The sequence below is a fragment of the Streptomyces sp. HUAS MS02 genome (assembly GCF_055702265.1).
Window position 1 is genome coordinate 9306048 of the sequence record NZ_CM146747.1, and the last position, 22346, is coordinate 9328393.

The 22346-nt window shown below is 70.8% G+C and carries 15 protein-coding genes and 2 pseudogenes; 14 read left to right on the top strand and 3 right to left on the bottom strand.

Annotated features, from left to right (window positions below):
- Positions 1-6 precede the first annotated feature (6 nt).
- The 7 genes from ACZ9QC_RS40190 (at position 7) to ACZ9QC_RS40220 (ending at position 7783) form a co-directional block, all read left to right on the top strand.
- Positions 7-960, top strand: coding sequence for a DnaJ C-terminal domain-containing protein (locus ACZ9QC_RS40190; protein WP_472917623.1), 954 nt, complete (start codon positions 7-9; stop codon positions 958-960).
- Positions 957-1364, top strand: a complete 408-nt coding sequence (locus ACZ9QC_RS40195) for a chaperone modulator CbpM (protein WP_472917624.1) — start codon at positions 957-959, stop codon at positions 1362-1364. The genes ACZ9QC_RS40190 and ACZ9QC_RS40195 overlap by 4 nt, the downstream gene beginning before the upstream one ends.
- Positions 1355-3994: an ATP-dependent chaperone ClpB gene (clpB, locus tag ACZ9QC_RS40200; RefSeq protein WP_472917625.1), complete on the top strand. Its 2640-nt coding sequence runs from the start codon at positions 1355-1357 to the stop codon at positions 3992-3994. Before ACZ9QC_RS40195 ends, clpB begins: the two co-directional genes overlap by 10 nt.
- On the top strand, positions 3991-4449 hold the full coding sequence (gene trxA, locus ACZ9QC_RS40205; protein WP_472917626.1) for a thioredoxin: 459 nt from the start codon (positions 3991-3993) through the stop codon (positions 4447-4449). Before clpB ends, trxA begins: the two co-directional genes overlap by 4 nt.
- A gap of 6 nt (positions 4450-4455) precedes the next feature.
- Positions 4456-4719 carry a UBP-type zinc finger domain-containing protein gene (locus ACZ9QC_RS40210; protein ID WP_472917627.1) on the top strand — a complete coding sequence of 88 codons (264 nt, stop codon included), beginning with the start codon at positions 4456-4458 and terminating at the stop codon, positions 4717-4719.
- Positions 4719-6500, top strand: coding sequence for an FAD-dependent oxidoreductase (locus ACZ9QC_RS40215; protein WP_472917628.1), 1782 nt, complete (start codon positions 4719-4721; stop codon positions 6498-6500). The genes ACZ9QC_RS40210 and ACZ9QC_RS40215 overlap by 1 nt, the downstream gene beginning before the upstream one ends.
- Before the next feature lie 158 nt (positions 6501-6658).
- Positions 6659-7783 carry a hypothetical protein gene (locus ACZ9QC_RS40220; protein ID WP_472917629.1) on the top strand — a complete coding sequence of 375 codons (1125 nt, stop codon included), beginning with the start codon at positions 6659-6661 and terminating at the stop codon, positions 7781-7783.
- Positions 7784-7861: 78 nt separating this feature from the next.
- On the opposite strand, the gene ACZ9QC_RS40225 is transcribed toward ACZ9QC_RS40220, so the two are convergent.
- A complete protein-coding gene (locus ACZ9QC_RS40225) occupies positions 7862-8974 on the bottom strand; it encodes an NAD(P)/FAD-dependent oxidoreductase (protein ID WP_472917630.1) in 1113 nt (370 codons plus the stop codon).
- A 463-nt stretch (positions 8975-9437) separates the two neighbouring features.
- Here ACZ9QC_RS40225 and ACZ9QC_RS40230 point away from each other — a divergent pair.
- From ACZ9QC_RS40230 to ACZ9QC_RS40250, 5 genes and pseudogenes are all read left to right on the top strand, one after another.
- Positions 9438-9851, top strand: a pseudogene (locus tag ACZ9QC_RS40230) (oxygenase MpaB family protein); the annotation flags it as partial.
- 63 nt (positions 9852-9914) lie between these two features.
- Positions 9915-12200 (top strand): serine/threonine-protein kinase, encoded by a 2286-nt coding sequence (locus ACZ9QC_RS40235; protein ID WP_472917631.1) that lies wholly within the window; start codon positions 9915-9917, stop codon positions 12198-12200.
- Positions 12201-12316: 116 nt separating this feature from the next.
- Entirely contained in the window at positions 12317-13915 is a 1599-nt protein-coding gene (locus tag ACZ9QC_RS40240; protein WP_472917632.1) for a phytoene desaturase family protein, read from the top strand.
- A gap of 365 nt (positions 13916-14280) precedes the next feature.
- Entirely contained in the window at positions 14281-15393 is a 1113-nt protein-coding gene (locus tag ACZ9QC_RS40245) for a nitronate monooxygenase (RefSeq protein WP_472917633.1), read from the top strand.
- A gap of 113 nt (positions 15394-15506) precedes the next feature.
- Positions 15507-17000 (top strand): acyl-CoA synthetase, encoded by a 1494-nt coding sequence (locus ACZ9QC_RS40250; protein ID WP_472917634.1) that lies wholly within the window; start codon positions 15507-15509, stop codon positions 16998-17000.
- A 144-nt stretch (positions 17001-17144) separates the two neighbouring features.
- Here ACZ9QC_RS40250 and ACZ9QC_RS40255 read toward each other — a convergent pair whose 3' ends face one another.
- Both ACZ9QC_RS40255 and ACZ9QC_RS40260 read right to left on the bottom strand, forming a co-directional pair.
- Positions 17145-17957, bottom strand: coding sequence for an SAM-dependent methyltransferase (locus ACZ9QC_RS40255; RefSeq protein WP_472917635.1), 813 nt, complete (start codon positions 17955-17957; stop codon positions 17145-17147).
- A 97-nt stretch (positions 17958-18054) separates the two neighbouring features.
- Positions 18055-18689: pseudogene (locus ACZ9QC_RS40260) on the bottom strand (penicillin acylase family protein).
- Positions 18690-19419: 730 nt separating this feature from the next.
- Between ACZ9QC_RS40260 and ACZ9QC_RS40265 the strand changes: the two are divergent.
- Together ACZ9QC_RS40265 and ACZ9QC_RS40270 are read left to right on the top strand one after the other, a co-directional pair.
- Complete coding sequence (locus ACZ9QC_RS40265; RefSeq protein WP_472917636.1) at positions 19420-20895, top strand: condensation domain-containing protein; 1476 nt, start codon at positions 19420-19422, stop codon at positions 20893-20895.
- A complete protein-coding gene (locus ACZ9QC_RS40270) occupies positions 20889-22340 on the top strand; it encodes a condensation domain-containing protein (protein ID WP_472917637.1) in 1452 nt (483 codons plus the stop codon). The genes ACZ9QC_RS40265 and ACZ9QC_RS40270 overlap by 7 nt, the downstream gene beginning before the upstream one ends.
- Positions 22341-22346: the final 6 nt, after the last annotated feature.

Sequence of the window (22346 nt, forward strand, 5' to 3'; positions counted from 1 at the left end):
GCGGTCATGGCACAGGACTTCTACGAGGTACTGGGCGTGTCACGGACCGCGAGCCAGGACGAGATCCAGCAGGCCTATCGCAAACTCGCCCGCAAGTACCACCCCGACGTCAACAAGGACCCGGGGGCGGAGGAACGCTTCAAGGACCTCAACGAGGCGTACAGCGTGCTGTCGGACCCCAAGACCCGGGCCCGCTACGACCGCTTCGGCGAGGACTTCCGCCAGATTCCCGAAGACTTCGACGAACGGGTCGCGGCCGGCGCCGGCAGCGGCTTCCGCACGCGGAGGACCGCGGGCGCGGGCGGCCCCCGTGTCCGGTACACCACCGGCTTCGGCGACGACTTCACAGGGGAGGGCATCGACATCGACGACCTGCTCGGCTCGCTCTTCGGAGCGGGCGGCGCCCCCGGCCGTGTACCGGGAGCCGACCAGGAGGCCGAGCTGCCGCTCACCGTCGAGGAGGCCTACCGGGGCGGCCGCCGCAGTGTCACGCTCGCCGGCCCCACCGGACAGCCGCGGCGGTACGAGGTCGACGTACCGCCCGGCGTCACCGACGGGCAGCGCATCCGGCTCGCGGGCGAGGGCGGCCGGGGAAGTGGCGACGCCCCCGCGGGCGATCTGTACCTGCGGGTGCGCATCCAGCCCGACTCCCGGTTCCGGTTGGACGGCCGCGACGTCCACGTCCAGGTCCCCGTCACCCCCTGGGAGGCGGCCCTGGGCGCGACCGTACCGGTGCCCACCCCCGGCGGCGGCACGGCCAAGGTCACGGTGCCCGCGGGCTCCTCCAGCGGCCGGCGGCTGCGACTGCGCGGCGAGGGCATGCCGAACCCGCGCGGCGCGAACGGCGACCTGTACGCCGAACTCCGCGTCATGGTGCCGCCCAAGCTCAGCGACCGGGAGCGCGAGCTGTTCGAGGAGCTCGCCGCCACCACTTCGTACGACCCCAGGAGGACGCGATGAGCGACCGACCCTCATGGGCTGAGACCGGCGGCCGGACCGCCCGGGCCGACGCGGGCGGGCATCCCGTACGGACGAGCGCCGGCTCCACGGCCGTGCGGTACGCGCTCGTCCCCGTGCCCAGGCTCTCCCTGGACACCGTGGCCCGCCGCGCCGGCGTCCATCCCGACCTGGTCCGCCGGTTCGTCGCCCTGGGCCTGGTCGACGCCGAGCGCGACGCCGCGGGGCGCCTGGTGTTCGACTCCGCGGCCCCGGCCGTTGTCGCCCGCGTTCAGCGGCTGCGCTCCGGTCTGTGTCTCAACTACGCATCCATCGGTCTGGTGCTCGATCTGCTGGACCGCATCAGCCTGCTCGAAGCCGCACTGCGCCGCGCCGGTACGAGGAGTGACATACCGCCATGGACATGAACCGTCTCACCCAGAAGTCACAGGAAGCGCTCCAGGAGGCACAGACCGCCGCCGTCCGCATGGGCCAGACCGAGGTCGACGGCGAGCATCTGCTGCTCGCACTCCTCGACCAGGAGGACGGCCTGATCCCCCGGCTGCTGCAACAGGCGGGCAGGCAACCCGAGGAGCTCGGCGCGGCCGTGCGTGAGGAACTTTCCCGCCGCCCCAAGGTGACCGGTCCGGGTGCGGCGCCGGGTCAGGTGTTCGTCACCCAGCGCCTGTCCCGGCTGCTGGACGCGGCCGATCGGGAGGCCAAACGCCTCAAGGACGAGTACGTGTCCGTGGAGCACCTCCTGCTCGCCCTGGCCGAGGAGGGCTCGTCCACCGCCGCCGGACGGCTCCTCAAGGAGCACGGCATCACCCGGGACTCGTTCCTGAGCGCGCTCACCCAGATCCGCGGCAACCAGCGCGTGACCTCGGCCAACCCCGAAGTGGCGTACGAGGCCCTGGAGAAGTACGGCCGCGACCTGGTCGCCGAGGCCAGGGACGGCAAGCTCGACCCGGTCATCGGCCGTGACGCCGAGATCCGCCGCGTCACCCAGATCCTCAGCCGCAAGACCAAGAACAACCCGGTCCTCATCGGCGACCCCGGCGTCGGCAAGACCGCCATCGTCGAGGGCCTCGCCCAGCGCATCGTCCGGGGCGACGTACCCGAAGGACTGCGCGACAAGACCGTGTTCGCACTCGACATGGGCTCCCTGGTGGCCGGAGCCAAGTACCGGGGCGAGTTCGAGGAGCGCCTCAAGGCCGTGCTGTCCGAGGTGAAGGCGGCCCAGGGGCACATCCTGCTCTTCGTCGACGAACTCCACACCGTCGTCGGCGCGGGCGCCGCCGAAGGAGCCATGGACGCGGGCAACATGCTCAAGCCGATGCTCGCCCGCGGTGAACTCCACATGATCGGCGCCACCACCCTCGACGAGTACCGCAAGCACATCGAGAAGGACGCCGCCCTCGAACGCCGCTTCCAGCAGGTCCTGGTCGACGAGCCGAGCGTGGAGGACACCATCTCCATCCTGCGCGGACTGCGCGAACGCCTGGAGATCTTCCACGGCGTGAAGATCCAGGACACCGCAATGGTCTCCGCGGCCACCCTCAGCCACCGCTACATCACCGACCGGTTCCTGCCCGACAAGGCCATCGACCTCGTCGACGAAGCCTGCGCCCGGCTGCGCACCGAGATCGACTCGATGCCCGCCGAACTCGACGAGATCACCCGCCGCGTCACCCGCCTGGAGATCGAGGAGGCCGCCCTCTCCAAGGAGACCGACCCCGCGAGCAAGGCCCGCCTGGAGGAACTGCGCAAGGAACTCGCCGACCTGCGCGGCGAGGCCGACGCCAAACACGCCCAGTGGGAGGCCGAACGGCAGGCGATCCGCCGCGTGCAGGAACTGCGCCAGGAACTGGAACAGGTCCGCCACGAGGCGGAGGAGGCCGAACGCGCCTACGACCTCAACCGCGCCGCCGAACTCCGCTACGGCCGCCTCCAGGACGTGGAACGCCGGCTGAAGGCGGAGGAGGAGCAACTGGCCTCCAAGCAGGGGCAGAACCGGCTGCTGCGCGAGGTCGTCACCGAGGAGGAGATCGCCGAGATCGTCGCCGCCTGGACCGGCGTTCCCGTCGCCCGCCTCCAGGAGGGCGAACGCGAGAAACTGCTGCGCCTCGACGAGATCCTGCGCGAGCGCGTCATCGGCCAGGACGAGCCTGTCAAGCTCGTCGCCGACGCCATCATCCGCGCCCGCTCCGGCATCCGGGATCCGCGCCGCCCCATCGGCTCGTTCATCTTCCTCGGCCCGACCGGCGTCGGGAAGACCGAGCTGGCCAAGACCCTCGCGGCGGCCCTGTTCGACTCCGAGGAGAACATGGTCCGCCTCGACATGAGCGAGTACCAGGAGCGGCACACCGTCAGCCGGCTGATGGGGGCCCCGCCCGGGTACGTCGGCTACGAGGAGGGCGGTCAGCTCACCGAGGCCGTACGCCGCAAGCCGTACTCGGTCGTACTGTTCGACGAGATCGAGAAGGCGCACACCGACGTCTTCAACACCCTGCTGCAGGTCCTCGACGACGGTCGCATCACCGACGCCCAGGGCCGCACCGTCGACTTCCGCAACACCGTGATCATCATGACGTCCAACATCGGCTCCGAGCACCTCCTCGACGGCGCCACCGCCGAGGGTGAGATCAAGCCGGACGCCCGCGCCCTGGTGATGGGCGAGCTGCGCGGGCACTTCCGCCCGGAGTTCCTCAACCGCGTCGACGACATCGTGCTGTTCAAGCCGCTCGGTGAGCGGCAGATCGAGCGGATCGTAGAGCTGCAGTTCGACGAACTGCGCCGCCGCCTCGCCGAGCGCCGCATCACCGTCGAACTCACCGAGACCGCCCGAGAGTTGATCGCCCACCAGGGCTACGACCCGGTGTACGGGGCCCGGCCGCTGCGGCGTTACATCTCCCACGAGGTCGAGACGCTGGTCGGGCGCGCCCTGCTGCGCGGCGACGTACAGGACGGCGCGACGGTCCGCGTCGACGCCGAGCACGGAGAGCTGGTGGTCACCTACGACCAGCCCGAGGACGAGACGGAGGCGAGGGCGGCATGAGTACCGTGCAGGCCACCAACGTCACCTGCCCGCACTGCGGGCGCACCAACCGGGTACCCGTGGCCGCCGAGGGCCACCCCACGTGCGGCAACTGCAAACAGCCGCTGCCGTGGACGGCCGACGCGGGCGACGACGACTTCGCCGAGGTCGTCGAGCAGGCCACCGTGCCCGTCGTCGTCGACCTGTGGGCCACCTGGTGCGGCCCCTGCCGCATGGTGAGCCCCGCGCTGGAGAAGGTCGCCACCGATCTCGCGGGAAAGATCAAGCTGGTCAAGGTCGACGTCGACAAGAACCCACGCCTGGCGCAGCGGTTCGAGGTCCAGGCGGTACCGACACTGCTGGTCCTCGACAAGGGACGGACCATCGCCCGGCAGGCGGGCGCCGCACCTGCCCCGGCCCTGCGGCGGTGGGTGGAGCAGTCGATAGCGGGCCGCGAACCGGCCGGGAAAGGGTGATCAGCCATGACCGTACGAACCGACCCCCACCTCGCGCTCGTCCGGCCGGTCCAGCCACTGACCCCCGAAGGGTGTGAAGAGTGTCTGCTGCTCGGCTCCCCGTGGGTCCACCTCAGGCTCTGCCTGACCTGCGGCCACGTCGGCTGCTGTGATTCCTCGCCGAACCGGCACGCGCGCCGTCACGCCGCCGCCGACGGCCATCCGATCGCGGCGTCGCTGGAGCCCGGCGAGGACTGGCGATGGTGCTTCGTCCACGAGGCGTTCGTGTGATGTCCGGCGACGAGACGCGGCCGAGCGCAGCGCAGGTTCCGGACGAGACGCAGCAGAGCGTCCCCTTCGAGACCGCCGACATCTACGGCGCCTATCCCCGCCTGCCGGAGGACCAGATCGACCGCCTGGCGCAGCGCGGCCGGCGGCGCGAGGTCGACGCCGGCGATGTGCTGATCCGGGAGGGGGAGCGGTGCGAGACGTTCTACGTCGTCCTCAGCGGCTCGGTCGCCGTCGTCGAGGGTCACGGCACGCCCGACGAGCGTCTGCTGCGTGTGCACGGCCCCGGCCGCTTCATCGGCGAACTCGGCCTCCTGAACGGGCAGGTGGCCTTCTACACCGCCACGGTCAGGGACCCCGGTGAGGTCCTCGCCCTGTCCATGGATCAGCTGCGTGACCTGGTGACCCGGGACTCCGTCCTCGGCGATCTGGTGCTGCGCGCCTGCCTGGGCCGCCGTGCCCTGCTCGTCGGGCAGGGCGCCGGTTTCCGCATCGTCGGCTCGCACTATTCGCCCGACACCCGGCGGCTGCGTGAGTTCGCCGCCCGCAACCGGCTGCCGTACCGCTGGATCGATCTGGAGACGGACGAGGAGGCCGAGGCGCTGCTGCGCCGCTTCGGCGTCGGCCCGGAGGAGACACCCCTCGTCGTGTGGCGGGACACCACTCTGCTGCGCAACCCCAGCAACGCGGAACTGGCCCGGCTCATGGGCCTGCCCTCGCTGCCTGCGGGAAACCATCACGGCGATCTCCTGATCATCGGCTCCGGACCCGCCGGTCTCGCCGCCGCGGTGAACGCCGCCTCGGAGGGCCTCGGTACGACCCTGGTCGAGGCGATGGCCACCGGCGGCCAGGCCGGGACGTCGTCCCGCATCGAGAATCTGCTCGGCTTCCCCTCCGGCATCTCCGGCGCCGAACTCACCGACCGCGCCGTGCTCCAGGCCGGCAAGTTCGGCGCCCGGATCAGCGTCCCGGCGGAGGCGGCCCGCCTCGAACCGCGGGACGGCCACTACGCCGTCGGGTTCGCCGACGGCAGCGAGATCACCGCCCGCACCGTCGTCCTCGCCACCGGCGCCCGCTACCGCCGCCTCCACGTGCCCGGCATCGAACGCCTGGAGGGAACGAGCGTCCACTACTCGGCGACCCTCTACGAGGCCCAGCAGTGCCGCACCGACCCGGTCGCCGTCGTCGGGGGCGGCAACTCCGCGGGCCAGGCCGTACTCTTCCTGGCCGGGTACGCAGCGCAGGTGTATCTGCTCGTGCGTGGGCCGAGTCTTGAGGCGCACATGTCCCGCTACCTGATCGATCAGGTCGAGCGCCACCCGCGGGTGCGCGTGCTGCTGCACACCGAGGTGACCGAGGCGCTCGGCGACAAGGTGCTGGAAGCCGTCGACGTGGTCGACCACCGTACGGGCGAACATCGGCAGCTCGCGGTGCGGGCCCTGTTCGTCTTCACCGGCGCCGAGCCCCACACCGAGTGGCTGTCCAATGCGCTCGCCCTCGACGCGCGCGGCTTCGTGCTCACCGGCGCGGAGGCGCAGGACCGCTCCGGTCCCGAAGTCTGGCAGAGCCAGGGCCGCGACTGCCTGATGCTGGAGACCAGCCTGCCCGGCGTCTTCGCCGCCGGCGACGTCCGCAGCGGCTCGGTGAAACGCGTGGCCTCCGCGGTCGGCGAAGGCGCGATGAGCATCCACTTCGTGCACCGCTACCTGGGCCACACGGCCGCGCCCGGCGGCACCGACAGCTCCCCGCACACCCGTCCGAAGGAGTCCGCTTGGCTCGGATGACCCCAGAGAGCGACGAGATCCGAGAGGGAGAGGGAGAGGGAGAAGTAGAAGGAGGTGAGGGGATGACTTCGCCCGTCCGGCACCAACGGGGTGCCGCAGTGCAGGCCAGGCCCGCTGCACTCGGGACCAGCGGGACAGCCGATGAGGAGGGTCCAGCCATGGAGGTGTCCTCTCAGGGCGTCACGGTCGTGGCTCTCCTGGCGGATCCGGACACGCCGACGGAGATCGCGCAGCGCATGGCCCGGACGCTTTCTGCTCGGCTCGCCGACAAGTCGGGCCAGGGGCGACGGTTCGACGTCGAGGTGGTCAGTGAGCCCTTCACCGCCGGGGCGGAAGACCCGCCCACCTTGATGCGCCGGATCATGGACCGTGGGAGTGCGGAGAACTGGGACATCGTGGTGGCCCTCACCGACCTTCCGCTGCACTCACACGGGCGCAGGCTCGCTGTGAATCTGAATCACGAACACGGCTTGGCGCTGCTCTCTCTTCCTTCACTGGGAGGCCTGCGGCTGCAGACGAGGGCCCGGCGGGCCGTCGAAGAAGCCGTGCTCGGCATGGCGGGTCCGCACACCACCGATGCTGAAGGACCTCCACGAAGTCAGCCGCGTCCCGGGCCCTCCGTCAAACGTCTCGCGCCTGTTCAACCGGGCCGAACCGACGACGAGAAGGAGACCGACGATCTTCGGTACGTCGTCGGCGGGCCGCGCGGTTACCTGCGCGTGCTCGCCGGTATGGTCCGCGCCAACCGGCCGTGGCGGTTGGTGCCGGGCTTGTCGAAAGCCCTGGCGGCCGCGCTCGCCACGGGGGCAGTCGCCACCGTGAACTCCACCGTCTGGAGCCTGGCCGCGTCTCTCAGCACGCCACGCCTTGTGATCGCCGCCGTCGGATCTGTCGCGATCATGATCGGCTGGCTGATCATAGACGCGGACCTGTGGCATCGATCAGCAGAGAGCTCGCCGGAGGCGAGGCAGAGGGCGCGGCTCTACAACGCCTCGACGGTCGTGACCGTGGGTATCGGGGTGCTTGTCTGCTACGTGGGTCTGATGCTCATCAACTGGGTGTGGGCGCTGTTCATCCTCAACGACCAAGTGTTCGCTTCCATGACGCAAACCCCGCTCCACGCCGAGGAGTACGTGACGCTGGCCTGGTTCGTCGCTGCGGTCGCCACCGTGGGCGGTGCACTGGGATCAGGCTTGGAGAGCGACGAGGCGATCCGGGCGGCCGCCTACTCCAAGCGCGAACAGGAACGTCGCCGCACACTTCAGAACGCCCAACATGAGTAACGAGCTCGTCAGCCCGGCGACGCGGGCGAGGGCGCACTGCAGAGCGTCCAGCGAGGATGGTCCCAACTGTTGGGGCGTTCATTGGGGCGCTCGGCGGGGCCGGCCGAGTACTGCCGCCGGACGCAGGTTCTCCTCGAGCTTTTCGGCCATGGCCGCGCCGGCCAATGCCCGTCCCAGTCGAGGTGCCTGCTTGAAGAGGTTGTGCCCGGCTGCGAAAAAAATTCTGTCGGCTTCCCAGACCGCTATGCCGTCTTCGCTCCACGGCAGGCTCGTCACCCAGCAGTGCAGGTGCTCGACGGGCTCGGGGTCGAGGCGGGGCAACGCGCGGGAGACGTACGCGCCGGCGCGGTCGCTGAGTGCCGCCAGGGTTTCGGGGTCCACGACGCTGCCGTCCTCCCGCACCTCGACCGTCTGGCTGAGGCCCACCGCATAGCGGCTGTTGCCCGGGTAGGGGGCTGCGTAGACGCCGACCTCCCCGAAGTCGCCGCTGCTGTCCTGCAGACAGGCGACCCGTTCCGGGGGCGCTCCCCTGACCTGGAAGGTGAGGCGGACGTGTGCCGCCGACCGTATGGGGAGCGAGAGCCCCACGTTGCGCGCCAGCCGCGCGGTGCCCACGCCCGCGCACACCACGACGCTGGCGTACTCTTCGCGGCCGACGGTGCTGAGCACCTCCACCGTGCCGCGGCCCGTGGGATGCAGCGAGAGGACCTCGTCGGTGACCACTGAGTCACCCAGTGCGTCGGCCAGGCACTGGACCGCGACACGGGTGCGGATGGCACCGCCGTCCTCATCAAGCATCGCGGGACCGCTGTAGTCCGCGAGCAGCGGCATGCTGGCCTGTAGCTCGGCGCTGTCCACGCTCCGGACCGCTATGCCGCCGGCCTCCTGCAGAATGCGAAGTCTCCCAGGAACGGGATCGCCCAGGGCGACCACTCCGTCCTGGGAGATCAGTTCGGCGCCCAACCGGTCGGCCCACTCGTTCCAGACGGCGCGGCCCTGCCGGGTGAATTCGACCAGGCGGGCGTCGTCGTGCGCGTGACGGAATATGCGGGACTCGCCACCGGATTGTCCGTTGCCCGGAACGCCGCTTTCGTAGACCCGCGCCGTCGTTCCGCGTTCGGCCAGTGCATAGGCGGTGCAGAGTCCGACGATGCCGGCTCCTACCACGGCCACCTCGGGAACCCGGTCCATTCGATCGCCTCACTTCGCGTCCCGGGGACATACCCCCTACGGAGCAGGGGGCAGATCATCTGTCGCCGCCGCGAACTGGTGGGTGGCTGGACCGATGGGCGGCACTGCACTGCCAGGCTCTACGCGATACGGCGGCGGAACCGCCTCTCCTCCAGCGTCACACCGGTCTGAAATATGTCAAGCGGCCACCTCGGACGGCGGCCCTGACCGACCGGCGGAGAGTCGCGGGGCGGACGCCCTGGTCGAGCCTGGGAGGACTCAGATCTGCCTACGAAACGGCATCGGCCGAATCGCAGGCGACCTCATCATTCGGCTGGCCGCCCTCGACTTCCACAACACGGCCTAGCCGAAATCCCAGTCGGGGATATGGCGGTGGCCGGTGGCCGGCGGTCGTCCGGATGGAAATCCCCGCCGGGCATACGGTGCGAGGCAGACCCCGGGCCTGATGAGGCCGCATGCTCCAGTCGGTGCCCGCCTGGTGGGCCTCGACCCCGCCGAAGTGCCCCGGAACACGGCTGAGTTGGCCGCCTGCTTCGAGCGGGTGCGGCCGCGGCTGGCGGTCGGCCCCGAGGCACGGGAGGTCGACGACTTCCTGCGGCGGCCGCCCACCCACCCGTTGCTCGTACCGGCACGTGAGGCACTGTGGCGGCGCGTGGCGAACCTGGCGTACGCCTCCCTGCCGCCGTACGCCCATGAGTTGTACGGCCCACCCGGCCCCGCACCCGACGTGGTCACCCGTCGCCTGCGGCTCACCGGAACCTTTCTGCGCTGTGTTCCCGCACGTCTGCGCCGGCAACGCCCGCCCAAGCACATCCTGCGCGCCATGTCACGGCTCGGCCCCGGCTCCCGCCCCGCACCGTACAAAGTCGGCAGATAGGCCGCCATACTGGACGGGCCAGGGGAGGGCGGGTCCGTTCGGATACGGGGGCGATCGTCGGCGATGGGGGACACCAGGCTGATCCAGGGCCGGTACCGGCTGCTCGATCTGATCGGGCGCGGGGGAATGGGCGAGGTCTGGCGGGCGAGGGACGAGTCACTGGGGCGGCAGGTCGCGGTCAAGTGCCTCAAACCCCTCAACGCCCAGCCCGACCAGTCCTTCACCCGGGTCCTGCGGGAACGCTTCCGGCGCGAGGCGCGCGTCGCGGCGGCCCTCCAGCACCGGGGCGTGACCGTCGTCCACGACTTCGGCGAGTCCGACGGAGTGCTGTTCCTCGTCATGGAGTTGCTGGAGGGCCGCAACCTCAGCCAGCTCCTGGAGGACAACAGGCACCATCCGCTGGCCGTCCCCGCGGTCGTCGAGATCGCCGACCAGGTGGCCTCCGCCCTCGCCTACACCCACCTCCAGGGCATCGTGCACCGCGACCTGAAGCCCGCCAACATCATGCTGCTCACCGACGGCACCGTGAAGATCTGCGACTTCGGCATAGCGCGCCTGGGCCGTGACGTCACCTTCACCTCCCGCCTCACCGGCACCGGCATCGCGATGGGCACCCCGCACTACATGTCGCCCGAGCAGATCGTCGGCGCTCAGGTCGACCGGCGCAGCGACCTCTACTCGTTCGGCTGCGTGCTCTACGAGATCGTCACCGGTGTGCCGCCGTTCGACCTCGACGACGCCTGGGCGGTGCTCATGGGCCACCGCGACACCGCGCCGACACCCCCGCGCAGCCACCGCGACGAGGTGCCCGAGTACCTCGACCGGATCATCCTCGACCTGCTCGCCAAGGAGCCGGAGCAACGCCCCCACGACGCCCGTGAAGTGGGCCGCAGGGTCGACGAGGGGCGGGCGGCGACGGCCCCGGCGCGCGCCGCCCGCGTCCCGGTGGTCGCCCCGTCCCCGGTCGTCCCCGAAGCCGTTCCCGGCGAGGTCCGGCCCCGGACCCGCCCCGGCCGACCGCCGTCGCGCGAACCCCGGCTGCCCTCCTGGACCCGGGGCATGACCACCGGCCACAAGGCCACGGGAACCGGACCGGGCCTACCCCCGCCGGACCCCTCCGCAGGCCTCACCGGGGACTGGATCGCCCGCCCCGCCACCGGCCGCGTCGAACACCCCGCACCGGACGAACGCCCCGCCCCGCCACCGGAGTTGATCACCACCCTGGCCGGCCGGCACAACGCGGGCCTGAGCCTCGGCCGCCTCGGCCGCTGGACGGAGGCCGGCGAGGTGCACCGCGCGGTCGCCGCCGAACGCGAGCACGCCCTCGGCCCCGACCACCCCGACACGCTCTCCAGCCGCTACGAGGTCGGCTTCACCCTCAGCCGCACCGGACGCCCCGCCGACGCGCTGCGCGAGTTCGCCCACGTGGCCCGCGCCCGCGAGCACGTCCTCGGCCCCGAGCACCCCGAGACCCTCGCCGCCCGGCAGGAACTGGCCTATGTGCTGGGCCAGTTGGGCCGCCACCTGGAAGCACACCAGGCCTACACCTCGGTCCTCGCAGTCCGCGAGCGCCTGGTCGGACCCGACCACCCGGACACCCTGCGCTGCCGCCACAACCTGGCCTTCAACCTCAGCAGGCTCGGCCGCCTGGAGGACTCGTACCGCATGGCGGACGAGGTGGCCGCCGTCCGCGCCCGGGTGCTCGGCGCCAACCACCCCGACACCCTCGTCACCCGGTACGAGGTCGCCTACGCCCTCGGCCAGTTGGGCCGCTGGCCCGAGGCGCTGCGGACCTACCAGGAGGTCGCCGACTCCCGAGCCCAGGCCCTCGGCCCCGACCACCCCGACACGCTCGCCGCCCGCCACGAGGTCGGCATCAGCCTCGGCAGGCTCGGCCGCAGCGCCGACGCGCTCGGCCTCTACCGCGCCCTCGTCGACGACCGCACCCGCGTCCACGGCCCCGCCCACACCGAGACGCTCCGTGCCCGCCACGGCCTCGGCGTCAACCTCGGCCGCCTCGGCCGCTGGGAGGAGGCCCTCGCCGAGTCCCGTGACGTGTGCGCCCTGCGCGAGCGTGTCCTCGGCCCGGACCACCCCGACACCCTCGTCAGCCGCCGTGAGGTCGCCGTCGGCCTCGGCTGGCTCGGCCGCTGGGGCGACGCCCTCACCGAGTACCGGCGGGTCGCCGACGCCCGCGAGCGTGTCCTCGGCCCCGACCACCCCGACGCCCTCGCCAGCCGCAACGACGAGGCGCACTGCCTGGAGCAGCTCGGTCGCGGCCAGGAGGCGGTCGAGCTGTACCGACGTGTGGCGGAGTTACGCCGGCGGCGGCCGACCGGCCACCCCTGAGCCCCGGCCACCGCTGAGCCCCGGCCACCGCTGAGCCCCGGGCCCCCGCCGCCCGCTGTTGATCCGCCTGACCCGTTCCCCTGGCCGACCCCGATCGGCGCGTGTTACCAAGAGCCATGCCTGCCACCCCCGCACCCTCAGCACGCCCCGTACGCCCGAGCGGGCCCCGGTCGCACGACTCCTACGACGCCGTGATCGTCGGAGGCGGTCACAACGGTCTGGTCGCCGCCGCGTACCTCGCGCGCGCGGGCCGGTCCGTCCTCGTGCTGGAGCGGCTGGACCACACGGGCGGAGCCGCCGTCTCCACACGCCCCTTCGCCGGCGTCGACGCCCGGCTGTCGCGCTACTCCTACCTGGTCAGCCTGCTGCCCCGGAAGATCGTGCGGGACCTGGACCTCGACTTCCGGGTCCGCGGCCGCACGATCTCCTCGTACACCCCCGTCGAACGCGACGGCCGCCCCACCGGACTGCTTGTCGGCGGCGGCGAGCACCGCACCCGCGAGGCGTTCGGCCGACTGACCGGTTCGGGCCGCGAGTACGAGGCCTGGCAGCGGTTCTACGGGATGACGGGCCGAGTCGCCGAACGGGTGTTCCCCACGCTCACCGAGCCCCTCCCCACCCGGGACGAACTGCGCCGACGCGTCGACGACGCCGAGGCGTGGCGGATGCTCTTCGAGGAGCCGATCGGCGCCGCCGTCGAGTCGACGTTCACGGACGACCTCGTACGCGGTGTCGTCCTCACCGACGCGCTCATCGGCACCTTCGCGGACGCCCACGACCCCTCGCTGCGCCAGAACCGCTGCTTCCTCTACCACGTGATCGGCGGCGGCACGGGCGCCTGGGACGTGCCCGTCGGCGGCATGGGCGCCCTCACGGACGCGCTGGCCAGGGCCGCGCGCGACGCCGGTGCCGTGATCGCCACGGGCCACGAGGCCCGGCACATCGCCACGGACGGCCGGTCCGCCGAGATCACCTACCGGACCGCCGACTCGGAGGGCACGGTCGCCGCCCGGCACGTCCTGGTGAACGCCTCGCCGCGGGAGCTGGCCGCCCTGACCGGCGACGAACCGCCCGCTCCGGCCGAGGGCGCCCAGCTCAAGGTGAACATGCTGCTCAAGCGGCTCCCCAGGCTCCGGGACGAGTCCGTCGATCCGCACGAGGCCTTCGCCGGGACCTTCCACATCGCCGAGGGGTACGGCCAACTGGCGGCCGCCCACGCCCAGGCCGCCTCCGGCGCACTGCCCGAGGCCCCGCCCTCCGAGATCTACTGCCACTCCCTCACCGATCCGACCATCCTCGGCCCGGACCTCGTCGAGCAGGGCTACCACACGCTCACCCTGTTCGGCCTGCACACACCCGCGCGGCTGTTCGAGGCCGACAACGACGGCGTACGCGAGGAACTCCTCAAGTCGACCCTCGCCCAGCTGGACGCCCATCTTGCCGAGCCCCTCGCGGACTGCCTGGCCACGGACGCCGACGGACGCCCCTGCATCGAGGCGAGGACCCCTCTCGACCTGGAACGCGACCTGGGCCTCCCGGGCGGCAACATCTTCCACGGCGACCTCGCCTGGCCCTACGCCCAGGAGGGCATCGGCCGCTGGGGTGTGGAGACCCGCCACGCCAACGTCCTGCTGTGCGGCGCGGGCGCGGTACGCGGCGGCGGCGTGAGCGGCGTCCCCGGTCACAACGCGGCGATGGCCGTCCTGGAGGAGTGAGACAGGGGCACCTCCGACCACCCGGACCATTGTCCGGTCGCCAGACCCCCCTGCCAAACAATGCGCCGTGCGCTGAAATCGACGCCAGGAGCGGCGACGGGGGGCCGTTCACGGGGGAAGGGCCCTGCTGATTGCCCGCGATCAGCAGGGCCACACTCCGTCAGGGCCAGACTCAGTCAGGGTCCCGCCCCGTAAGGGGCGCGGGGAACTGCGCGACAAGCCCCCACCCACCCGCACCCGCCCCCCCCAACCTCCCGAGGCGCCCCGTAGGCGCCCAGTCCCGCGCACCCTCCCGCCCAGCCAAATCTGACGAGGCATCAGAAAACCCCTTCCCTCGTCCGGAGGACTACGGCATCCTGCGCACCATGCAGACGGAGCTGAGCAACACCCTCGGAGTCCAGTACGCCGTCTTCGGCTTCACCCCGTTCCCCGCGGTCGCGGCCGCCATCAGCCGGGCCGGCGGCTTCGGGGTGCTCGGCGCGGTTCGCTACACGGCCCCCGACGACCTCAAACGCGACCTCGACTGGATCGAGGCCCATGTCGACGGCATGCCGTACGGCCTGGACGTCGTGATGCCGGCCAAGAAGGTCGAGGGCGTGACGGAGGCCGACATCGAGGCGATGATCCCCGAGTCGCACCGGCAGTTCGTCAAGGACACCCTCGCCCAGTACGGCGTCCCCGAACTCGCCGAGGGGGAGGCCTCCGGCTGGCGCATCACCGGCTGGATGGAACAGGTCGCCCGCAGCCAGCTCGACGTCGCCTTCGACTACCCGATCAAGCTGCTCGCCAACGCCCTCGGCTCCCCGCCCGCCGATGTCGTCGACCGCGCCCATGAGCGGGGGGTCCTCGTCGCCGCGCTCGCCGGCAGCGCCCGCCACGCCCGCAAGCACGCGGACGCCGGTATCGACATCGTCGTGGCCCAGGGCTACGAGGCCGGCGGCCACACCGGCGAGATCGCCTCCATGGTGCTGACCCCCGAAGTCGTCGACGCCGTCGCCCCGTTGCCGGTGCTGGCCGCCGGGGGCATCGGCAGCGGACAACAGGTGGCCGCCGCCCTCGCGCTGGGCGCCGAGGGCGTCTGGCTCGGCTCGCTCTGGCTGACCACGACCGAGGCCGAACTGCCCTCGCCCCGGCTGATCGAGAAGCTGCTCGCCGCCGGTTCCGGCGACACCGTCCGCTCCCGTGCCCTCACCGGGAAACCCGCCCGCCAGCTGCGTACCGAATGGACCGACGCCTGGGACGACCCCACCGGGCCGGGCACCCTCCCCATGCCCCTGCAGGGCCTGCTCGTCGCCGAGGCGGTGTCCCGCATCCAGAAGTACGAGGTGGAGCCGCTGCTCGGCACCCCGGTCGGGCAGATCGTCGGCCGGATGAACAGCCAACGCAGCGTCCAGGCCGTTTTCGACGACCTCACCCGGGGCTTCGAGAAGGCCGTGGACCGCGTCAACCGGATCGCCGGAAGGAGCGAGGGACAGTGAGTCAAGCCTCCCCAGGCCCAGCCTCCCAGGGCCAAGCCTCCCCAGGGCAAGCCCTCCGAAGCCAGCCTCCCCAGGGCTTCTGGGCCCAGGCCACCGCGGACCCCGACCGTACGGTGCTCGTCGCGCCCGACGGGGAGGAGTGGACCGCCGGACGGCTGCACGCCGAGACCAACCGGCTGGTCCACGGACTGCGCGCGGCCGGCCTCGAACGCGGCGACGCCTTCGCGGTCGTCCTGCCCAACGGCGTCGAGTTCCTCGTCGCCTACCTGGCCGCCACCCAGGCCGGCTTCTACCTCGTGCCCGTCAACCACCACCTCGTGGGCCCCGAGATAGCGTGGATCGTCTCCGACTCCGGCGCCAAGGTGCTCATCGCGCACGAGCGGTTCGCCGACGCCGCCCGGAACGCCGCCGACGAGGCGAAGCTCCCCGAGAACCGGCGCTATGCGGTCGGCACGGTCGAGGGCTTCCGGCCGTACGCCGAACTCCCGGACGGACAGCCTGAGTCGGCGCCCTCGGAACGCACCCTCGGCTGGGTCATGAACTACACCTCGGGCACCACCGGCCGCCCCCGGGGCATCCGCCGTCCGTTGCCCGGCAAACTCCCCGAGGAGTCCTACCTCGGCGGCTTCCTCGGCATCTTCGGCATCCGGCCGTTCGACGACAACGTCCACCTGGTCTGCTCGCCGCTCTACCACACGGCCGTCCTGCAGTTCGCCGGCGCGTCCCTGCACATCGGACACCGTCTGGTGCTGATGGACAAGTGGACGCCCGAGGGGATGCTCCGCGCCATCGACGCCCACCGCTGCACGCACACCCACATGGTGCCGACCCAGTTCCACCGGCTCCTCGCGCTCCCGGAGGAGGTGCGCTCCCGCTACGACGTGTCGTCGATGCGGCACGCCATCCACGGGGCCGCGCCCTGCCCGGACCATGTGAAGCGGGCCATGATCGAGTGGTGGGGCGAGTGCGTCGAGGAGTACTACGCGGCCAGCGAGGGCGGCGGCGCCTTCGCCACCGCCGAGGACTGGCTGAAGAAGCCCGGCACGGTCGGCAAGGCCTGGCCCATCAGCGAGCTCGCGGTCTTCGACGACGACGGCAACCGGCTGCCGCCCGGTGAACTCGGCACCGTCTACATGAAGATGAGCACCGGCGGTTTCTCGTACCACAAGGACGAGGGCAAGACGCGGAAGAACCGCATCGGGGACTTCTTCACCGTCGGCGACCTCGGTGTTCTCGACGAGGACGGCTATCTCTTCCTCCGGGACCGCAAGATCGACCTGATCATCTCCGGCGGCGTCAACATCTACCCCGCCGAGATCGAGGCCGCCCTGCTCACCCATCCCGCCGTCGCCGACGCCGCCGCCTTCGGCATCCCGCACGACGACTGGGGCGAGGAGGTCAAGGCCGTGGTCGAACCGGCCCCCGGGTTCACACCGGGGCCGGTCCTGGCCGAGGAGATCCTGGCCCACTGCGCCCGCCGACTGGCCGGGTACAAGCGCCCGAGGAGCGTCGACTTCACCGAGGCGATGCCCCGCGACCCCAACGGCAAGCTCTACAAACGGCGGTTGCGGGAGCCGTACTGGGAGGGCCGGGAGAAAGCCGTCTGAGACCCCGGACGGCATCGGCGCCGGTATCGGCTGCGATGTCGGGGCACTGGCGCAGTGGCACCGTCTTCGGCATCGGCATCGGCATCGGAACCGGCACGGCGTCGCGGCACCGCCACGGGTGTCGGCATCGGCATCGACGTCGCGTCACGGTTTGCGCGCGACCCCGCCCAGTGCGATGACTTCGCCGTGGACCGGGGTCGCGGGGCCGGGGCGCCAGTCGTTCAGCGGGACGACACCCGGTGCCAGCAGCTCCAATCCGTCGAAGAAACCGGCCAGTTCGGCCGGGCTGCGCAGGAAGTAGGGGACCGCGCCACTCTCGTTGTAGCGGCGAGTGGCCTCGGCGTTCGCCTCGTGCGTGTCCACGCTGTCGTTGAACGCGAACCAACTCCCGGGCGGCAGCGCGCCCATCAGGGCGTCCACGATGGCGCGAGCCTCGGCGTAGTCGGCGATGTGGCCGCTGACCTGCATCATCGTCAGCCCGACCGGCCGGGAGAGATCGAGAGTCTTCGCGGCTTCCCGCAACACGGTCTCGGGGTCGTGCAGATCGGAGTCGACATAGTCGGTCGCCCCTTCGGGCGTGCTGGTGAGGAGCGCCCGCGCGTGCGTCAGGACGAGTGGGTCGTTGTCCACGTAGACGATCCGCGCGTCCGGGGCGGTCCGCTGCGCGATCTCGTGTGTGTTGTCCGCCGTCGGCAGCCCCGTGCCGATGTCCAGGAACTGACGTATCCCCGCCTCACCGGCCAGGAAGGCGACCGCCCGGCCGAGGAACGCCCGGGAGTCGCGGGCGAGATCGGTGATGCCGGGGAACACCGCGCGGAAGGCGTCGCCCGCCGCGTGGTCGACCGGGTAGTTGTCCTTGCCGCCCAGCCAGTAGTTCCAGATCCGGGCCGAATGCGGCACCGACGTGTCGATCATGGTCGTCGAGTCCGTCTCCGGACGTAACGAGTCCTGCGCCACCGAGGGGCCTCCTCAAGAGGAAGGGTGATATGCCAATGGCATGGTGCTGTCACAAGAATGGTGCCGCCCCGAGCGGGGCGGCACCACACCCCCTCGCTCATTGGCTCACACGCACCACCTTCAGCTTCGGCGAGGAGAGGATGTCCTTCTCGCAGAACCGGGAGGTCACCCGCTTCTCCACCGAGAACAGCCGCGTCTGGTCAGGGAAGCGGGGTGAATTCGGGTTGGACGACTGCGAGTACGTCAGCAGCGTGCGGGCCACCGGGCAGCAGTCGCCGTCCCAGCCGACCGCCTGGATGTGGCCGGAACCCGACGAGACCTCCGCGTAGCCGCCCTCGGCTGACCGCCACGCCGACTCGATCTTGTTCCACACGCCCAGAGACTCCGTGCCGCCGGACACCGGGACGCGCGATCCGTTCCGTACGGCGAACTGGTGGTCGCCGAGCTTCGCGTCCAACGCGCCGCCCGCCGCCCGCAGTTCCGCCAACGTCTCCGCCAGGGCCGTCTCGAAGCCGGGCGCGTCGGTGTTGAGGGTGTTCGGGGTGTTGACCGCGTCCGCCGCCGAGAACGGCACCTTCCACAGCTGCGGGCGCGGCACCGTGGCGTCGCGTTCAGCCGCCTCCAGAAGCGGTCGAAGAGCAACGCGCCCCGGCTGTCGCTGTCGACGGTCCGGTCCCAATTCCGCAGCACCCGGCACGCCTCCGCGTACGGCGCGTCCTTCAGCGTCGGCATCCTCGCGGGCCCGAAGACACCCGGCTGAACGGCGTCGGCGTCGCTGCCGAGCGCGCAGTCCGAGCGCGAGCCGTACAGGATCGCCACGCCCGCCGAGGGATAGGTGGCCCTGCCCAGCGGTGTCGAGCAGCGGGCCGCCAGGTCGTCGGTGATCCGGGGGAGGGGCTGCGACTGGGCGAAGAGGACGTGCCCCGGTGCCCGACCCGGCCGACGTCGATCCGGAGCCCGCGACCGCGCCCGCCGGGCCTGCGCGTACCAGGGAGACCGCCCCGGACGGCTACCGCCGCGCGCTCGCCGCGCACCAGGGTCCCGACATTCGCGACTGAACACCCACCCATGTTCGCCGGCATGAAGGCGTCCAAGGAGTCGACCCAGATTCGAGCCGCCCCGCGACCCATAGGCCGACGAACGCCTCCGGTATCCCGGAAGTCATGACCAAAAATCCCTCCCCATTCGCATCGGCCAGCGGAATTCCCGAGTGCGAAACGCCCCACGGGCCTACCGTAAATGACCGGTGAATACCTCATAAATCACCCCCTTGCAAATTACACCGACTGCTGAGTAACATCCCGTCCCGGCTGCTGAACGCATTCCGGCTCAGTGAAACATTGCTGCCATGTTAACAGCGGAAGTCACACAATGACGCCCGTCCGGACAATCGACTGCTCTTTACGCTCACGCCACCCCACATCGTTTACGAGCGACAGGCAGACACGTGAAATTCATCGATATGCACGACCTTGATGTCCTGCCAGGACTGCTCACCGTCTGGCGACCCGCGCCCGCAGGACCCCACTCGACCCCCTGGATACCGGATCCACGACCGGCGTCGTACCTCCAGGAGGCGCACATCAGGGAAGCACGCATCACCGGCCCCGGCCCGCGCCCACCCTCCTGGCTGGCGACCGTCTTCGAACTGCCCGGAGAACTGAACGCCGGCGCCCTGGAGCGGGCACTGCTCGGCTGGATCGACCGGCACGAATCGCTGCGCAGCCGACTGCTCCCCCACGGCGGGCCCGGTGCCGGGCCCATGGGCGGTCGGGTGAGCCGGGCGACGCTGCGGGCGGGGACGGTTGCCATGCTGCGTACCGTCGTCGGTGACTTTCCGAGCGGCGACGAACTCTCGCACCGTATCGAGGCATTGTTCGACCAGGAGACGGATCCGCTCACCTGGCCGTCGTTCGTCTTCGCCACCGTCGGACACACCGACACCGAATCCACCACGCTCTATGTGGGCTTCGACCACTCCAACGTGGACGGCTACTCCATCTTTCTCATCGCACACGAGATCCGTGAGCTGTACGCGGCAGCGTTGCGGGGCAGGCCTGCGGAACTGGCCGAGGTGGGGAGCTTTCTCGACTTCGCCGGGAGCGAGCGGGCGGGCGCGGCGCTGGTGCACAGCGAGCATGAGGCGGTCGCCGGGTGGCGCGACTTCGTCGCGACGAACGGCGGGGAGTTGCCGGGCTTCCCAGCTCCGCCGGGCACACCGGCGAGCGGTACCAGGGCCGTCGGCGACGTCACCGGTCAGGGCCTGGGCCATGGACACGCCGGGGCCCAGGCGCAGGCCGGCGGCTGCGAGTGGCTCCTCGACGCGCAGGGGGCACAGGCCTTCCAGGACGCCTGCGTCAGGGAGGGCGGGAACTTCTTCTCCGGGGCGCTCGCGTGCCTGGCGATCGTGGCGCACGAGAACACGGGGCAGCAGCAGTTCCGTGCGATCGCACCCTTCCACACCCGGACCGATCCGCAGTGGGCCCAGTCGGTCGGCTGGTACGTCGGACTGGCGCCGGTCGGATTCGCGGTGCGCGGCACCGACGCCTTCCGTGAAGTGATGGCGGAAGCCGGCCTGGCGTTGAAACGCGCGAAACCCCTGGCGGCCGTGCCGCTTCCCCGCATCACCGAATTACTCGGGATGCCACTCGAACCACGGTTCATGGTCTCGTACATGGATATACGCAGAACTCCGGGCGCGGAACAGTGGGGCGAATGGCGGGCGTTCGCGCTGCGTAGCCGCAGGATACATCCCCACGAAGTTTTCCTCTGGATCATGCGCTCACGCCACGGCGTCTACCTGAGTTTCCGGTACCCAGATATCGAGGGCATCAGAACCGCCGTTCCACGCTATATCGAACAGGCCGGATGGCTCATGGAACAGATCGCCAACGAAGGCAGTGAAGACTGTCGAGGAAAGGAATCCGCAACATGCTGATGACACCGATTCTCGAATACACTCCGGAACCCGGTGAACTGGTCGAATTCAGGGTACCCGCTGCGGTACTGGCGCTCACCGCCACGGCGCCCGAGCACCCGGCACCGCCGTCCTATGTACAGGAGAACCACATCTGGCGGCGGCTGGCCAACCAGATCGCGGGCAAACGGCACTCGGGGTGGCTGGGCATCGTGTTCGACGTGCCCGGCAGACTCGACACCAAGGCGATGGCGATGGCGCTGGACAAGTGGGTACGTCGCCATCCCACGCTGCTGACCTGGTTCGACGTGGAAACGGTCGCAACGGGTGCGGATACCCTTCCACGCCTGCGGCGCCATGCGCTCAACCCGGAGACGGAAACGTTGTCATCCCTGTTGGAGCCGGTCACCCTCGGCTCTTACGGCTCGGGGTCCGCCGTCCGCGACCACCTGGTGAAGCTGTTCGACAACGGCACGGACCCACTGCGCTGGCCGCCGTTCGTCGCCGGCGCCGTCGTACGTGACGACGGGACCGCGTCCACGGTGTTCTTCGCCGTCGACCACACCCACTCCGACGGGTTCTCGGTCGTGCTGGTATTCGATGAACTGCGCACGCTGTACGAGGCCGAAGTGAGCGGAATCAAGGCGGAGTTGCCCGCCGTCGGCAGCTATGTCGACTACTGTGCCCTCGACCGCGAACGGTCCGCGGCGATCACCGTGGACTCGCCCGAGGTACGCCGCTGGCTGGAGTTCTACCTGGCCGGGCCGCCGCCCACGTTCCCGCTGGACATCGGAGTGGAGCCGGGGAAGACGTACCCCAGCATCCCGATCGAGATGGATCTGCTGGATACGGCGGAGGCCGAGGCGTTCTCCAAGGCGTGCAAGGCGCAAGGGGCCGGTTTCTCGGCCGGGCTGCTGGCGGCCCTGGCCCTCAGCGGATACGAACTCGGCGGCCATGAGTCCTACCGGGGGCTGACCGTCGTCCATACCCGGGACGAAGCACGCTGGCAGTACACCCAGGGCTGGTTCATCAATCTGGCGCCGGTCGAGTTCCCGGTCGGCGGGAGCCCGTTCAGCCAGGTCGTGCGCGATGCGCAGCGGGCCTTCGACGGAGCGCGGGAGCTGGCGCGGGTGTCGCCTCTGCGGGTGGCGGAACTGATGCCGGGGCTGTCCGCCACCGTGCAGTCGGACGCCGCGGCCGTGCCGCCCATGACCTCGTACATCGACGTGCGGCACGCGCCCGGGTCGAAGGACTGGGCAGCGGCCAACTGCAACGCGCTGGTGGGGCCCGGGGACAGCAGGGAGGTACCGATCTGGGTGAACCGGCTGCGAGGTCGCACCTATCTGAAGACGAGGTATCCGGACACCGAGGCCGCCCGGGGCAATGTGCCGCGGTTCTTCGGACATCTGCGGGACGTGCTGCGCGAGATCGCGCGCACTGGTGAATACGGCACGGGCAGGGCCTGATTCACC

Coding starts and splice junctions, on each gene's coding strand:
- ACZ9QC_RS40190 (WP_472917623.1), top strand. CDS start 7: ATGGCACAGGACTTCTACGAGGTACTGGGCGTGTCACGGACCGCGAGC.
- ACZ9QC_RS40195 (WP_472917624.1), top strand. CDS start 957: ATGAGCGACCGACCCTCATGGGCTGAGACCGGCGGCCGGACCGCCCGG.
- clpB (WP_472917625.1), top strand. CDS start 1,355: ATGGACATGAACCGTCTCACCCAGAAGTCACAGGAAGCGCTCCAGGAG.
- trxA (WP_472917626.1), top strand. CDS start 3,991: ATGAGTACCGTGCAGGCCACCAACGTCACCTGCCCGCACTGCGGGCGC.
- ACZ9QC_RS40210 (WP_472917627.1), top strand. CDS start 4,456: ATGACCGTACGAACCGACCCCCACCTCGCGCTCGTCCGGCCGGTCCAG.
- ACZ9QC_RS40215 (WP_472917628.1), top strand. CDS start 4,719: ATGTCCGGCGACGAGACGCGGCCGAGCGCAGCGCAGGTTCCGGACGAG.
- ACZ9QC_RS40220 (WP_472917629.1), top strand. CDS start 6,659: ATGGAGGTGTCCTCTCAGGGCGTCACGGTCGTGGCTCTCCTGGCGGAT.
- ACZ9QC_RS40225 (WP_472917630.1), bottom strand. CDS start 8,974: ATGGACCGGGTTCCCGAGGTGGCCGTGGTAGGAGCCGGCATCGTCGGA.
- ACZ9QC_RS40235 (WP_472917631.1), top strand. CDS start 9,915: ATGGGGGACACCAGGCTGATCCAGGGCCGGTACCGGCTGCTCGATCTG.
- ACZ9QC_RS40240 (WP_472917632.1), top strand. CDS start 12,317: ATGCCTGCCACCCCCGCACCCTCAGCACGCCCCGTACGCCCGAGCGGG.
- ACZ9QC_RS40245 (WP_472917633.1), top strand. CDS start 14,281: ATGCAGACGGAGCTGAGCAACACCCTCGGAGTCCAGTACGCCGTCTTC.
- ACZ9QC_RS40265 (WP_472917636.1), top strand. CDS start 19,420: ATGCACGACCTTGATGTCCTGCCAGGACTGCTCACCGTCTGGCGACCC.
- ACZ9QC_RS40270 (WP_472917637.1), top strand. CDS start 20,889: ATGCTGATGACACCGATTCTCGAATACACTCCGGAACCCGGTGAACTG.